The following is a 12,804-nucleotide window of genomic DNA, read 5'->3' as shown; positions in this document are numbered from 1 at the left end:
CTATGCGCAAGAGGTTGTACGGGAATGACCTCGTAGGGAATTTCCCGTACAATACCGCGCTTTAATCAGAACGTCCCCGCGCTGTGAGGCGCTTGAAGGGGAGTCGGGAACTTCAAACCCATTTGAGGCAAGCAACGATGACAGAACGCGTTCAAGTTGGCGGTATCGAGATCGCCAAGAATCTGTACGATTTCGTAAACAACGAGGCGATCCCGGGCACCGGTATCGACGCTGACAAATTCTGGGCAGAGTTCGACAAGATCGTAAACGAGCTGGCTCCCCGTAATCGGGAATTGCTGCTCAAGCGCGATGAAATCCAGGAAAAGATGGATACCTGGAACCGTGAGCACAAAGGCCAGGCGTTGGATATGGCCGAGTACAAGGCGTTCCTGAAGGAGATCGGCTACCTGGTTGACGAGCCGGCGGATTTCAAGATTACTACCGCCAACGTAGACCCGGAAATTGCGACGATGGCTGGTCCGCAGTTGGTTGTTCCGGTGATGAATGCGCGCTTTGCACTGAATGCTGCAAACGCCCGCTGGGGAAGCCTGTATGACGCGCTGTATGGCACTGATGCCATCTCCGAAGAGGATGGTGCAGAGAAGGGCCGTGGTTACAACCCGGTACGCGGCGCCAAGGTTATCGAGTGGGCCCGTAACCTGCTGGACGGCTCTGCGCCTCTGGCCGCGGGCAGTCACAAGGATGCAGCTCGTTATTACATTGATGGCGGCAAGCTGGCTGTAAAACTGCAGAACGGTGACGTGACCGGCCTGAAAGACGAGTCCGGTTTTGTGGGTTACACCGGCGCGGCAGATGCCCCCACTGGCGTGTTGCTGGTCAAAAACGGAATGCATTTCGAAATCCAGATCGATGCCAGCCATCCGATCGGCAAGGATGACGGTGCTCACGTTAAAGACGTTCTGATGGAGTCTGCCCTGACGACCATCATGGACTGCGAAGACTCGGTAGCTGCCGTAGACGCAGACGACAAGGTCGTGGCCTACAAGAACTGGCTGGGGCTGATGAAGGGTGATCTGGAAGAGTCCTTCGAAAAAGGCGGTAAGATGATGACTCGCCGCATGAACGCCGATCGTACTTATGTTGCGGCCGATGGTAGTGAACTGGCCTTGAAAGGGCGTAGTCTGCTGTTCGTGCGTAATGTGGGCCATCTGATGACCAACCCGGCCATTCTGCTGAAAGATGGTAGCGAAATTCCGGAAGGTCTGATGGATGGCTTGGTGACTTCCCTGATCGCGATTCACGATCTGAAAGGTGACGGCAAGTTCCAGAACAGCACCAAAGGTTCTGTATATATCGTTAAGCCCAAGCAGCACGGCCCGGAAGAAGTGGCGTTTACCGACGAGTTCTTCGGTCGCGTCGAGGATGCTCTTGGTCTACCGCGCTACACCCTCAAAGTGGGTATCATGGACGAAGAGCGCCGTACCACCGTAAACCTCAAGGCCTGTATCCACGCCGCGAAAGAGCGCACGGTGTTCATCAATACCGGCTTCCTGGATCGCACCGGTGACGAGATCCATACCTCTATGGAGCTGGGGCCGTTTATTCGTAAAGGGGCGATGAAGCAGGCTGCCTGGATCAACGCCTACGAGCAGTGGAACGTCGACATCGGCCTTGAAGCCGGTCTGTCAGGGGTTGCCCAGATCGGTAAGGGGATGTGGGCCATGCCGGATCTGATGGCAGGTATGCTGGAGGCCAAAATCGGCCATCCCAAGTCTGGCGCCAATACCGCTTGGGTGCCTTCACCGACTGCCGCTACCCTGCACGCCTCGCATTACCATCAGGTGAATGTGTTCGACGTTCAGAAAGAGCTGGCCAGCCGTCAGCGCGCTGCGCTTGACGATATCCTGACTGTGCCGGTGATGGACGATCCTTCTGCCCTCAGTGCCGAAGATATTCAGCAGGAACTGGACAACAACGCCCAGGGCATTCTGGGTTATGTGGTTCGCTGGATTGATTCCGGTGTAGGTTGCTCGAAAGTGCCGGATATCAACGACGTCGGCCTGATGGAAGACCGTGCAACCTTGCGTATCTCCTCGCAGCTGCTGACCAACTGGCTCTATCACGGTATCTGCTCCGAGGAGCAAATCATGGAGACCATGAAGCGCATGGCTGCGGTAGTCGACAAGCAGAATGCGGGCGATCCGGCCTATCGCAATATGGCACCGAACTTCGATGACAGCATCGCCTTCCAGGCGGCTGTAGATCTGGTGCTGAAAGGGCGTGAGCAGCCGGCCGGTTACACCGAGCCTTTGCTGCACGCGTACCGTCAGAAGGCCAAGGCCAAGTACGGGCAGTAATTAAAACGCCCGGCCAATAAAAAACCCCGCTCCGGCGGGGTTTTTTATTGCCTTAACGCCGGCGTGAGGTGCCGGCTTGCAAGTTGCGATCAGTCTTCCTTGTGGAGGACGTCGGCAGCATACAGGGTGTTTTCCAGCAGTGTCGCGATAGTCATCGGGCCAACACCGCCGGGAACCGGTGTAATGTACGCAGCCCGTTCTGCCGCCGCTTCGAAATCAACATCGCCGCGCAGCTTGCCGTCGTCCATGCGGTTGATGCCTACATCAATGACGGTGGCCCCTGGTTTCACCCATTCGCCCTTGATAATCCCGGGTTTGCCCACAGCGGCCACCAGAATGTCGGCCTCGCCCACGAACTTTTCGAGATTGTCGGTGAACCGGTGGCACACGGTGGTGGTTGCACCTTTCAGGAGCAATTCCATGCTCATGGGGCGGCCGACAATATTGGACGCGCCGACGATAACGGCGTGCTGGCCTTTGTAGGGTGTGTCGATGGAGTCCAGCAGGGTGATGATGCCTGCGGGCGTACAGGGGCGCAGCGTAGGTTTGCGCTGCATCAGGCGACCGGTGTTGTATGGGTGGAAGCCGTCGACATCTTTGTCGGGCCTGATTTTCACCAGAATAGGGTCTGCGTCCAGGTGGGCGGGCAGGGGCAGCTGCACAAGGATGCCGTCGACGGAAGGGTTTTCATTCAGCTCGTCGATCAGAGCCTCCAGGGCGGCCTGAGAGGTGTCTGCCGGCAGGTCGTAGGATAGTGACAGGATGCCGGCCTGTTCGCAGGCCTTGCGCTTGTTGCCAACGTAAACCTGTGATGCCGCATCGTTGCCAACGAGTACCACGGCCAACCCGGGGGCTCGCAGACCCATCTGTTTTCTGGTTTCGACCCCGGCGGCCACCTCTTGCCGGACCCGGGCTGCAATGTCTTTTCCGCTTATCAGTTTAGCGCTCATGTTTCCGTCTTGTCGGTTTGGGCATGAAGAGTTGAAGGCCTGGCATTGTCTCATGCTTCAAAGGTAAGGCCAATGTAATGGCGCTGGTCAGGCCGGGAACTTCTCCCGTTTAACAGGGTCACACCATTCGGAAAAATGCAGTCCACCAGCATTCTTTTTGAGGAATTTCAGAATTCATGTTGACGGATACCGTCGGCGCCGGTAATATGCGCGCCAACTTTGCTGAGGCACTTGTTGTTCAGTTTTAACGGGGTATAGCGCAGTCTGGTAGCGCGCCTGCTTTGGGAGCAGGATGTCGGGAGTTCGAATCTCTCTACCCCGACCATTTTCTGGATATTCAGGTGGGCGAACGGTCAAGCGCCCGTAGCTCAGCTGGATAGAGCATCCGCCTTCTAAGCGGATGGTCGCAGGTTCGAGTCCTGCCGGGCGCGCCATCTTGGGTCAGCCAAGAGGCACCGGACTCGCCGGACCAGCAAAGTTACCGAAGTAGGAAGCGCCTCTCAATGTGCTTCCCGATTGTGGTGGACGTAGCTCAGTTGGTAGAGCTCAGGATTGTGACTCCTGCGGTCGAGGGTTCGAACCCCTTCGTCCACCCCATTTTTCCCCTTGTTTTTCTCCGAGCTCCCTGTTCAATAGTTGGTACAGCTCCGGATATGCGAGAGTGGCGGAATTGGTAGACGCACTGGATTTAGGTTCCAGCGGGGCAACCCGTGAGAGTTCAAGTCTCTCCTCTCGCACCACCCTTTCTTTTTTTCGTTTTATCCCCATAAAGTTCATCTGCTTCGCTGTTATGCGTGTCTCAAACCCGTATTGCGGGCGGTCGGGTGATTCTCTCGGCGGGGTAAACCGTGATAAACTACCGGCTTTTAATTTTGCGCCCCTGTAGGGTGGGTTTCTCCTGCGGGGATTTTGGTTTTAATTTCATTCACCTACAGAATCTGTAATTTGAGGAACTTCCATGCAAGTGTCTGTTGAAACGACCTCCAACATCGAGCGTCAAATGACGATTGGTGTGCCCGCCCAGGAAATCGACCAGGCGGTTCAGAAACGCCTGCAGGAAACTGCTCGCACCGTGCGCCTGAACGGTTTCCGCCCTGGCAAAGTTCCCATGAGCGTGGTCAAGCGTCGTTTCGGTGCCAGCGTTCGGCAGGAAGTGGTCGGCGAGGTGATGCGCGACAACTACATCAAGGCCTTGCAGGAGCAGGATATCAATCCAGCGGGCTGGCCGAAGTTCGAGCCGAAGACGATGGAAGAAGGCAAGGATCTTGAATTCGTTGCCATTTTTGAGGTTCTTCCTGAAATCGAACTGGGTGACCTGAGCAAAATCAGTGTTGAAAAGCCGGCGTCGGATGTGACTGACAAGGATATCGACAACATGATCGATAATCTGCGTCGTCAGCAGGCCACTATGAAAGAAGTCAAGCGCAAGTCCAAGAACAAGGACATTGTCACTATTGATTTCAAGGGTTCCATTGAGGGTGAAGAATTCGAAGGCGGTTCTGCCGAAGGCCATCGGCTGACTCTGGGCTCTGGCCAGATGATTCCGGGCTTCGAAAAAGGCATCGTTGGCGGCAAGGCCGGTGAAGACCTGGAGATCGAAGTGGAATTCCCTGAGGATTACCACAACGAAGATCTGGCAGGTAAGCCAGCCAAGTTCGAAATCAAGATCCATAAGGTTGAAGAACCTCAGCTGCCCGAGCTGGACCAGGAGTTCTTCCAGCGCTTTGGCATTGAGGCTGAAGACGAAGCCACTTTCCGCGAGGAAGTGAAAAAGAACATGGAGCGAGAGCTCAAGCAGGCGGTGTCCAACAAGGTCAAGAATGACGTTGTCGACGGTCTGCTGGAAACCACAGAGCTGGAAGTGCCCACTGCTCTGGTTGACCAGGAAATTGACCGTCTGCGCCAGGACGCGGTTCAGCGCTTTGGTGGTCAGGTCGATTTCCAGCAACTGCCGAAGGAAATCTTCGAGGAACAGGCGCAGCGTCGCGTGAAGACCGGCCTGCTGTTCCAGGAAGTTGTCAAGAAGAACGATCTGAAAGCAGACGATGCGAAAGTGGAAGAAAAGATCCAGGAGATCGCTTCTACGTATGAACAGCCGGATGAAGTGATTGCGCACTTCAGCAGCAATCCGGATCAGAAGGCACAGATCGAATCGTCTGTCCTCGAAGATGCCGTGGTTGATTTTGTTCTCGGCGAAGCCCAGGTTAAAGAGAAAAAGATGAAGTATGAGGAAGCGGTACAGGCAGGTCAGCCGCAGCGCTGATCTCTGTGGGGCTTTGCCCCGGTGCCGTGCCCTGGAAGCAGCCGGTGTGTCCGGCTGTTTTCATCTGGGCCATCTGCTGGCAAAGTACATGGGATCCGGCATACTGCGGGCCCGTCGCCAAGCAGAAGACCATACCAATGTCCAAAAGGAGTTCAGGCGCACATGACGCAGAAACCGTTTGATGGCCCCACCATGGTAACCAGTTCTGGCCTGGTACCGATTGTTATCGAACAGACGGCGCGAGGCGAGCGTTCGTTCGATATCTATTCTCGTTTGCTCAAGGAGCGGGTGATCTTTCTGGTTGGACCGGTTGAAGATCATATGGCAAATCTGGTGGTTGCCCAGTTGCTGTTCCTGGAGTCCGAAAATCCGGATAAGGATATTCACCTGTATATCAACAGCCCGGGTGGGTCAGTCTCTGCCGGAATGTCTATTTACGATACCATGCAGTTTATCAAGCCGGATGTAGCCACTTTGTGTATTGGTCAGGCTGCCAGCATGGGGGCCTTCCTGCTCTCTGGCGGTGCCAAGGGTAAGCGTGCTTGCCTGCCGCATTCGCGGGTAATGATCCACCAGCCTCTGGGCGGCTATCAGGGGCAGGCATCGGATATCGAGATCCATACCCGCGAGATCCTGAAAATCCGGCATACTCTCAACGACCTGCTGGCAGAGCACACAGGCCAGGATCTTGAGACGATTGCACGTGATACCGACCGGGACAATTTTATGGATCCCGCACAGGCGAAAGAGTACGGACTCATCGATACAATACTTGATAAGCGCGTATCGAATAAATAATACTGAAAGTCATCGCATCACTACCGGCCTGCGTACACAACGCGACGCAGGCCAACGAAGAACAGAGGTATTTCAATGGCAGATGAAAGAAACGGCAGAGGCGACGATAACGGCAAGTTGCTTTACTGCTCGTTTTGCGGAAAGAGCCAGCATGAAGTCCGTAAGCTCATTGCAGGGCCCTCGGTGTTCATCTGCGACGAGTGCGTCGACTTGTGCAATGACATTATCCGTGAGGAAATTCAGGAGAATGCTCCGGAGGAGGCGAGTGATCGTTTGCCTGCCCCGGCGGAGATTCGAGAGAACCTGAACGAATACGTCATTGGCCAGGATCGTGCCAAGATCGTCCTTTCTGTAGCGGTGTATAACCACTACAAGCGGCTTCGCTACGGCGAGGGTAAAAGTGACGTTGAGCTGGGCAAAAGTAACATTTTGCTGATCGGCCCGACCGGTAGCGGTAAAACCCTGCTGGCCGAGACGATGGCACGGATGCTCAATGTTCCATTTACCATTGCCGATGCCACCACGCTGACGGAAGCCGGGTATGTCGGGGAAGATGTCGAGAACATCATCCAGAAGTTGTTGCAGAAGTGTGACTACGACGTTGACAAGGCGCAGCGCGGTATCGTCTATATTGATGAGATCGACAAAATCTCCCGCAAATCGGACAACCCGTCCATTACCCGTGACGTTTCCGGTGAGGGCGTGCAGCAAGCGCTGCTCAAGCTGATCGAAGGCACCGTCGCATCGGTTCCGCCGCAGGGTGGCCGGAAACATCCCCAGCAGGAATTTCTGCAGGTAGATACCGGCAATATCCTGTTTATCTGTGGTGGCGCGTTCGCAGGGCTCGACAAGGTGATTCAGGAGCGTTCTGAGCGATCATCTATCGGCTTTTCGGCGACGGTTAAAAGCCAGGATGACAGCAAAAGCACCGGCGACATTATTCGCGATGTGGAGACCGAAGATCTGGTCAAATTTGGCCTGATCCCCGAGTTTGTTGGCCGCTTGCCGGTGGTGGCAACGCTGACCGAGCTCGACGAAGATGCGCTGGTTCAGATCCTGACAGAGCCGAAGAATGCTCTGACCAAGCAGTACCAGAAGCTGTTTGACATGGAAGGCGTGGAACTGGATTTCCGGGAAGATGCACTGCGGGCGGTTGCTCGCAAAGCCATGGATCGGAAGACCGGTGCCCGGGGGCTTCGCTCCATTATGGAGGCCACACTGCTGGACACGATGTATCAGATTCCGTCTGAGCACGACGTTTCCAAGGTGGTGATTGACGAAAGCGTTATTAAAGGTGATTCCGAGCCTTTCAAGATCTACGCCAGCAGCGACCACGCCAAGGCGGTGCCAGAGGACTGACAGGTTCTGGCACGTTCAGATCCGGATAAAAAAGGGGCGTTTAACGCCCCTTTTTTATCGCGCTTTGCCCGGTTTGCTCTCCCTGATATTTCCTGTCGTAGAATATTGCAATTTTTGCCAGCGCCCCAATGTTGGGTGATATGCTGAAAGAAATACTGTCAGAGGATTCCCCATGACCCGTATACCTGAAGAAACTGTGCAAGAATACCCGCTGCTTCCCCTGAGAGACGTGGTGGTGTTTCCGCACATGGTGGTCCCGTTGTTTGTGGGCCGCGAAAAATCCATTCAGGCGCTTGAAGCGGCAATGGAGGGCAGTAAGGAAATCCTGCTGGTGGCCCAGAAAGATGCTGCCACCGATGAGCCTGGCCCCAAAGATGTGTTCTCTATGGGCACCCTGGCCACGGTATTGCAGATGCTTCGTCTCCCGGATGGCACGGTCAAGGTGCTGGTCGAAGGCAATGCGAGGGCTGCCATCTCGGGCATTGAAGAAGGGGACTATCTCTCCGGCCAGGCGATGCTGCTGGACGAGGAAGTCTTGCCCGAGCGTGAGAGCGAAGTTCTGAGCAAGACTCTGATGGATGAGTTTGAGAAGTACGTCAAGCTATCTAAAAAGGTGCCATCGGAAGTTTCCAATGCCCTGACCGGAATCACTGAGCTGGAGCGACTGGCTGACACCATGGCCGCGCACCTGGAAATGCGGATTCCCGAAAAGCAGGAGTTACTGGAAGCGCTGGAGGTTCGTACCCGCGTCGATTTGTTGCTTGGCAAACTCGACGGCGAAATCGACCTGATTGAAGTGGAAAAGCGCATTCGGGGCCGCGTGAAAAAGCAAATGGAACGCAGCCAGCGCGAGTACTACCTGAACGAACAGATGAAGGCTATCCAGAAGGAAATGGGGCAGCTGGGTGAAGGTAACAACGACTTCGAGGAGCTTGAACAGAAGCTCGAAGAAGCCGGACTGCCGGAAGAGGCCCGCAAAAAGACGGAAACCGAGCTTAACAAGCTCAAGATGATGTCGCCGATGTCGGCCGAGGCGACCGTAGTGCGCGGGTATATTGACTGGATGCTGGCAATACCCTGGAAAAAGCGCAGTCGCGTTCGTCACGATCTGGAGAAAGCCCGGGACATTCTGGATCGCGACCATTACGGCCTGGATGAGGTCAAGAAACGGATTCTGGAGTACCTGGCTGTCCAGAGCCGGGTGAAGAAGGTCAAGGGGCCGGTACTGTGCCTGGTGGGGCCTCCTGGCGTGGGTAAGACGTCTCTTGGTCAGTCTATTGCCAGGGCAACGAATCGGAAATACACCCGGATGGCGCTGGGTGGTGTGCGTGATGAAGCCGAGATCCGGGGGCATCGCAAGACCTATATTGGCGCGTTGCCCGGGAAGTTGTTGCAGAAGCTCTCCAAGGTGAGCGTGAAAAATCCGCTGTTCCTGTTCGATGAAATCGACAAGATGGGCATGGATCACCGGGGTGATCCCGCGTCGGCGCTGCTCGAGGTTCTTGACCCGGAGCAGAACCACACCTTCAACGACCATTACCTGGAGGTCGATTACGATTTGTCGGATGTGATGTTCGTTTGCACATCCAACTCCATGGATATCCCCCCGGCGCTGCTGGACCGGATGGAGATTATCCGCATCCCTGGGTATACCGAAGACGAGAAGGTGAATATCGCCTTGCGTTATCTTCTCCCCAAGCAGCTCAAGGCTAACGGCCTGCGCAAAGACGAGCTGAAGTTGCCGGAGGACACGCTTCGTGACTTGATCCGCTATTACACCCGGGAGGCTGGTGTGCGGGGGCTGGAGCGTGAGATTGCGAAAATCTGCCGCAAGGTGGTCCGCGAACACGTGGAGAGCAGTGCCAAGGCCTCTATTACTCTGACGCCTGACTTGCTGGAGGACTATTCCGGGGTCAAGAAGTTCAATTACGGGCTGGCGGAAGAGACTAATCAGATCGGTCAGGTGACCGGGCTGGCCTGGACCCAGGTGGGTGGTGAATTGCTGACCATTGAGTGCGCGCTGACCCCCGGCAAGGGGCGTGTGGTGAAAACCGGTTCCCTTGGCGATGTCATGCAGGAGTCAATTCAGACGGCGCTGACGGTGGTCCGAAGCCGGGCTGCCGGCCTGGGTGTGAGTGATGATTTTCATGAAAAACATGATCTTCACATCCATGTGCCCGAGGGCGCGACCCCGAAAGATGGGCCCAGTGCGGGTACCGGTATGTGCACAGCGCTGGTTTCTGCATTGACCCGTATACCGGTTCGTGCCGATGTGGCGATGACTGGCGAGATCACCCTGCGCGGCCGGGTTCTGGCCATCGGTGGTTTGAAAGAAAAGCTCCTGGCGGCCCACCGGGGCGGCATAAAAACGGTTATTATTCCGGACGAAAATGTCAGGGATCTCAAAGAGATACCCGAAAACATCAAGGAGTCTCTCGAGATTCGCCCGGTGAAGTGGATTGACGAAGTGCTGGATATCGCGCTGGCCTATCAGCCGGAGCCGCGCACTGAAAATACAGGCGAGGAAGCCGGAAAAGCGACCACAAATGACGATTCCGGCGATGCTGCAGAGCGCATAAATACACATTAAACACCGGATGAGTTGTTGACACGCCTGAGAGCCCGTTGGTATAACTGTTTCGCCGTGAAGCAGCCAATACCAAGGGCTCCCGCGCAGTAAGTGCCTATTCCAAACATCGGTTTAACGCCGCAAGGAATAAAAAAACTGAAGAATGGAATTCTCCAATCGCTTATGCGATAGTCGAGAACCTCCGCGAGAAAATAAACCGACCTATAACATCTTCAACCTGAAATCGAAGGGGTTTAGTGTGAACAAGTCCGAATTGATCGATGCAATTGCCGAGTCCGCAGACATCTCGAAAGCCGCAGCTGGCCGTGCGCTCGACGCCATGACCAACTCCATCACCGGTGCTCTGCAGAAAGACGACCAGGTTACCCTGATCGGCTTTGGCACCTTTTCTGTAAAAGAGCGTGCTGCCCGTACCGGTCGCAACCCGCAGACTGGCGCAGAAATCAAGATTCCGGCCTCCAAAGTGCCTGGATTCAAGGCAGGTAAGGCCCTGAAAGACGCCGTTAAGTAAAGGCTCTTTCTTTGACAGTCCCGGTTTCCGGGGCTGTCACTAGAATTCAAGGCGCATTCCGGTAAGGGTGCGCCTTTTTGCGTGTTAAGGTAACGCAAGCCAGCTCTCGCCTCACCATTACCAACAGCAGAACCTTGAACAGGGATTCGGGAACAACATGCTTCAAGATATTCGGGACAACGCCCAGAGTACGATTGCCAAGGTTATCGTTGGCCTTCTCATTATTTCCCTCTCGATTTGGGGGATGGATGCCATTATTGGTGGCTTCACCGGTGAGCCTGAAGTGGCCACAGTCAATGGACAGGACATCACTGAGCGGGAGTTTCTGCGTACCGTCCAGATGGAAAGCCAGCAGCGCCTGATGCAGATGGAGAGCCCTGATCCGTCGTTGCTGAACGAAGATCAGATTCGTCAGGACGTGCTTGATGCGTTGATCCGGGAAGCTGTACTGACCCAGGATGCTGAGAGTCAGGGGCTGGAACTGACTGATGCCGACATAGATGCGCTGATCACGCAGATGCCCCAGTTCCAGGTGGATGGTCAGTTTAATCGTGACCGGTTCGTGGCCACCGTGCGCAATGTGGGGATGGGCGTTGCCGAGTTCCGTGAGAGTATGCGCAAGAATTATGTCGTTAACCAGATTCGCGCAGCCATAGCCCAGACCGGTCTGGTTGCGCCGGCGAATGCAGCCCAGCTGCTTGCCATCCAGAACCAGACTCGTGACTTCCAGGTGCTTATGCTGGACGCTGCCAGTGTTCAGGATCAGGTGGAGGTGACCGGGGCCGACGTTGAAGACTACTACCATGATAATGCAGGCCAGTTCAGTCAGCCGGAACAGGTGGACGCCGCTTATATCAGTTTGTCCCAGGGGGCATTGGCAGGCGCAATCGAGGTTTCAGAAGAAGAGCTGCGTGACTACTACCAGCAGCGTGCCGAAGAGTTCGCACGCGAAGAGCGTCGGGCCGCGCATATTCTGGTGGAAGCCGGTGACGGCGCACAGGAAACCCTGAAGACAATCCAGCAGCGTCTGGAGGCCGGTGAATCCTTTGCAGAACTGGCAGAGGAGTATTCGGTTGATACGGTATCGGCCCAGGAGGGCGGTGATCTCGGGTTTGCCGGCCGGGGAGTCTACGATGAAGCCTTCGAGGAGGCGCTATTCGGGCTTGACGAGGGTGACGTATCGGCTCCGGTTGAGACCAGTTTTGGTTTGCACCTGATCAAGCTGGAAGAGGTTCGCCGTTCCGATGTGCCTTCGTTTGATGAATTGCGTGACGAGCTGCGCCTGGAGCTCGCCAGTGCCCGTGCCACAGAGCGCTTCGCAGAAGTGCGGGCGCAACTCGCCGATGCCGCCTATGCCGCCGACGATCTGTCAGGGCCTGCCGAAGAGCTTGGCCTTGAGATTCGCGTGGTCGAGGGTGTCAGCCAGGACGGCGGTGCCGCGCCCTTTGATCACGCCGGCCTGGTACGTCAGTTGTTCTCGGAGGATGTACTCGAGGAAGGTTACAACACGGAGCTGATCGATGTGGGTGATAATGTGTCAGTGGTGGCACGGGTCCGGGAGTATCACGAACCTCGACAGTTGGCGCTCGCTGAAGTTGAGCAGGAGATCCGGAGCATCCTGGAGAGCAAGGCAACCCGGGATGCACTTGCGGCTCGCGTGGATGAGCTGGCTGAACAGCTGCAACAGGGTGCCGCCACAGACGAACTCGACGCCGGCCAGTGGCAAGTGTTTGAGGACCAGGGGCGGAATGTAGGCGGATTGAGCCCGCTCGTGGTTCAGGAAGTGTTCTCGATGCCGAGACCGGCGGAAGACGCCCCGACGGTTGGCCGTGTCGTCACCAGCAATCAGGCGGCGGTGATCGTACTGAGCGGCGTTGACGAGGGAGAGGTTGACCGGGATGGCCCGGAATACCAGCAGCTTCAGGGGTTCCTGGTGCAGCTTGAGGGGCAGCGGGAATACACTGCGTACCAGCAGCATCTGCGCAACACCGCTGAAGTTGAGAGAAACTGAGTTA

8 protein-coding genes and 4 tRNA genes are annotated in these 12,804 nt (G+C 55.8%); 11 read left to right on the top strand and 1 reads right to left on the bottom strand.

Annotated elements, in window-relative coordinates; translation table 11 throughout:
* Positions 1-137: 137 nt before the first annotated feature.
* On the top strand, positions 138-2,318 hold the full coding sequence (locus ACP2AU_RS02225) for a malate synthase G (RefSeq protein WP_426374139.1): 2,181 nt from the start codon (positions 138-140) through the stop codon (positions 2,316-2,318).
* Positions 2,319-2,407: 89 nt separating this feature from the next.
* Here the strand turns inward: ACP2AU_RS02225 and folD are convergent, their stop codons facing one another.
* Positions 2,408-3,268, bottom strand: a complete 861-nt coding sequence (gene folD, locus ACP2AU_RS02220) for a bifunctional methylenetetrahydrofolate dehydrogenase/methenyltetrahydrofolate cyclohydrolase FolD (protein WP_426374138.1) — start codon at positions 3,266-3,268, stop codon at positions 2,408-2,410.
* A gap of 248 nt (positions 3,269-3,516) precedes the next feature.
* Here folD and ACP2AU_RS02215 point away from each other — a divergent pair.
* The 10 genes from ACP2AU_RS02215 to ACP2AU_RS02170 all read left to right on the top strand — a co-directional run bounded on the left by ACP2AU_RS02215 (position 3,517) and on the right by ACP2AU_RS02170 (position 12,800).
* Positions 3,517-3,593: transfer RNA gene (locus ACP2AU_RS02215), tRNA-Pro, on the top strand.
* Positions 3,594-3,625: 32 nt separating this feature from the next.
* Positions 3,626-3,702: transfer RNA gene (locus ACP2AU_RS02210), tRNA-Arg, on the top strand.
* A gap of 87 nt (positions 3,703-3,789) precedes the next feature.
* Positions 3,790-3,865: transfer RNA gene (locus tag ACP2AU_RS02205), tRNA-His, on the top strand.
* 58 nt (positions 3,866-3,923) lie between these two features.
* A tRNA-Leu gene (locus ACP2AU_RS02200) sits at positions 3,924-4,008 on the top strand.
* Between the two features lie 218 nt (positions 4,009-4,226).
* On the top strand, positions 4,227-5,531 hold the full coding sequence (gene tig / locus ACP2AU_RS02195; protein WP_426374137.1) for a trigger factor: 1,305 nt from the start codon (positions 4,227-4,229) through the stop codon (positions 5,529-5,531).
* Between the two features lie 162 nt (positions 5,532-5,693).
* Positions 5,694-6,329 carry an ATP-dependent Clp endopeptidase proteolytic subunit ClpP gene (gene clpP / locus ACP2AU_RS02190; RefSeq protein WP_426374136.1) on the top strand — a complete coding sequence of 212 codons (636 nt, stop codon included), beginning with the start codon at positions 5,694-5,696 and terminating at the stop codon, positions 6,327-6,329.
* Between the two features lie 75 nt (positions 6,330-6,404).
* Positions 6,405-7,688: an ATP-dependent Clp protease ATP-binding subunit ClpX gene (clpX, locus tag ACP2AU_RS02185; RefSeq protein WP_426374135.1), complete on the top strand. Its 1,284-nt coding sequence runs from the start codon at positions 6,405-6,407 to the stop codon at positions 7,686-7,688.
* Positions 7,689-7,860: 172 nt separating this feature from the next.
* Positions 7,861-10,278, top strand: a complete 2,418-nt coding sequence (gene lon, locus ACP2AU_RS02180; RefSeq protein WP_426374134.1) for an endopeptidase La — start codon at positions 7,861-7,863, stop codon at positions 10,276-10,278.
* A gap of 238 nt (positions 10,279-10,516) precedes the next feature.
* Complete coding sequence (locus ACP2AU_RS02175) at positions 10,517-10,789, top strand: HU family DNA-binding protein (RefSeq protein ID WP_426374133.1); 273 nt, start codon at positions 10,517-10,519, stop codon at positions 10,787-10,789.
* Between the two features lie 157 nt (positions 10,790-10,946).
* On the top strand, positions 10,947-12,800 hold the full coding sequence (locus ACP2AU_RS02170; protein WP_426374131.1) for a SurA N-terminal domain-containing protein: 1,854 nt from the start codon (positions 10,947-10,949) through the stop codon (positions 12,798-12,800).
* Positions 12,801-12,804 lie beyond the last annotated feature (4 nt).

Source organism: Marinobacter sp. VGCF2001, assembly GCF_049943275.1.
In the GTDB taxonomy this organism is placed as follows: Bacteria; Pseudomonadota; Gammaproteobacteria; order Pseudomonadales; family Oleiphilaceae; genus Marinobacter.
Note: the sequence above shows the minus strand (reverse complement) of the source record. Positions and strands in the feature narration are given on the sequence as shown.

What these genes read in the sequence shown, in the direction of transcription:
- ACP2AU_RS02225 (WP_426374139.1), top strand. Translation starts at nt 138, where the DNA reads ATGACAGAACGCGTTCAAGTTGGCGGTATCGAGATCGCCAAGAATCTG.
- folD (WP_426374138.1), bottom strand. Translation starts at nt 3,268, where the DNA reads ATGAGCGCTAAACTGATAAGCGGAAAAGACATTGCAGCCCGGGTCCGG.
- tig (WP_426374137.1), top strand. Translation starts at nt 4,227, where the DNA reads ATGCAAGTGTCTGTTGAAACGACCTCCAACATCGAGCGTCAAATGACG.
- clpP (WP_426374136.1), top strand. Translation starts at nt 5,694, where the DNA reads ATGACGCAGAAACCGTTTGATGGCCCCACCATGGTAACCAGTTCTGGC.
- clpX (WP_426374135.1), top strand. Translation starts at nt 6,405, where the DNA reads ATGGCAGATGAAAGAAACGGCAGAGGCGACGATAACGGCAAGTTGCTT.
- lon (WP_426374134.1), top strand. Translation starts at nt 7,861, where the DNA reads ATGACCCGTATACCTGAAGAAACTGTGCAAGAATACCCGCTGCTTCCC.
- ACP2AU_RS02170 (WP_426374131.1), top strand. Translation starts at nt 10,947, where the DNA reads ATGCTTCAAGATATTCGGGACAACGCCCAGAGTACGATTGCCAAGGTT.